The organism is Lysinibacillus sp. NPDC056185, assembly GCF_047737915.1.
Taxonomy (GTDB): domain Bacteria; phylum Bacillota; class Bacilli; order Bacillales_A; family Planococcaceae; genus Lysinibacillus.
The window spans coordinates 1-1,233 of the sequence record NZ_JBLLLQ010000105.1; the positions used below are offsets into that span (position 1 = coordinate 1).

Annotated in this window: 2 pseudogenes; both read right to left on the reverse strand. The window is 70.6% G+C overall.

The window, feature by feature from the left end:
* Nucleotides 1-282 precede the first annotated feature (282 nt).
* Nucleotides 283-528: pseudogene (locus ACMZ42_RS27180) on the reverse strand (YbaB/EbfC family nucleoid-associated protein); the annotation flags it as partial.
* A gap of 208 nt (nucleotides 529-736) precedes the next feature.
* Nucleotides 737-1,233 (reverse strand): annotated as a pseudogene (locus ACMZ42_RS27185) (hypothetical protein); the annotation flags it as partial.

A 1,233-nucleotide genomic window follows, 5' to 3' on the forward strand; every position in this document is an offset into this window, starting at 1 on the left:
AGCCGGGTGTTGGAGTCCGCGTATCCGCTGGTGCCGTCCAGTTGCACGGCGCCGCCCTCGGGGCCGTCGGTCCACTGCGTGCCGCCCCTGACCACGGCGTCGTGCACGCCGGCCTTCGCGGTGCCGGACTGGTGCAGGGGCCACCAGCCGAGGCCCTGCAGCGACTTGGCGTCGCCACCCGGTTTCGCCCCGGCCTGTACCTTCCGTCAGGACACGAGCCCGCGCACCGCGACCGGCAGATCCCGTTCAGGGAGTACGGCCGGGGCGCGCGAGGTCGGCGGATCAGTTCGCGGCGAAGCCGTCCCCGCCCGGGGTGCGAGGTCCGGGATGTCCCGGTCCCGTCGGACGCAGTCCCGAGAGGGGGCCGTTGAGGCTGTCGGTGACGACGGCCGGACTTGCCGCCCGCTGCTCCTGCACGGCCTGGTTCGCGCTGTCGACCGCCACGATGATCAAGTCGGCGAGGGTCTCCGGATCGTCAGGGTCGATCACCGAGGGATCGATGCGCAGCGCGACGATCCGGCGGTCGCCGGAGACCGCCGCCGCCGTAGCCGGTGGCCTGGACTTTCGTCAGGTCCTCCTGGACGCCCGCCATCGCGCCCTCCATACGGCGGGCCTGGTGAGCCAGCGCGGCGAAGTCGATCCGGCCGTTGTCGGACATGGCGTCGCGTTCCTTGCGTTGGGGAAGAAGAGGCGTGGTGGCGGCTGTGGGTCGCCCGGGACGGGCCTGCTGTCGGCGTCAGATGTGCGTGTTCGTGGCCCACACCTGCTTCCCACCGGCCATGATGACGACGTTGCCGTCGGGCTGGATGACCAGGGTGGCGTCGGTGAAGCCGGCGGCGTTCGAGGCCCATATCGCTCGACCGGCTGCGGTGTAGATGACGAGATTGCCGTCATTCTGGAAGGCAGCCATGTTGCCGTTGCCGAAGGTGCCGGCAGCCCAGAGCACCCGCTCTTCCTGCCGGTCGTAGAGCACGAGGTTGCCGTCGGTCTGCATGCCCAGCTGCAGCCGGTCGGACTTCCAGGACGTGGCGGCGTGCAGCTTCGCGACCGGCTTGATGACGACGGGCGCCGGGGTCGTCGTACGGGCCTTGTTCTCGGCGTGTTCCGGGATCTCGGCCTGGGCGGTCGTCTGCCCCGTCGGTGAGGTGTGCCTCGTGGTCCCCGTGTTGGGGAAAGTGGTCTCCGTGCTGGGGAGAACCCCGGAGGGCACCAGGCTCTTGTCCTTGCCGGCGG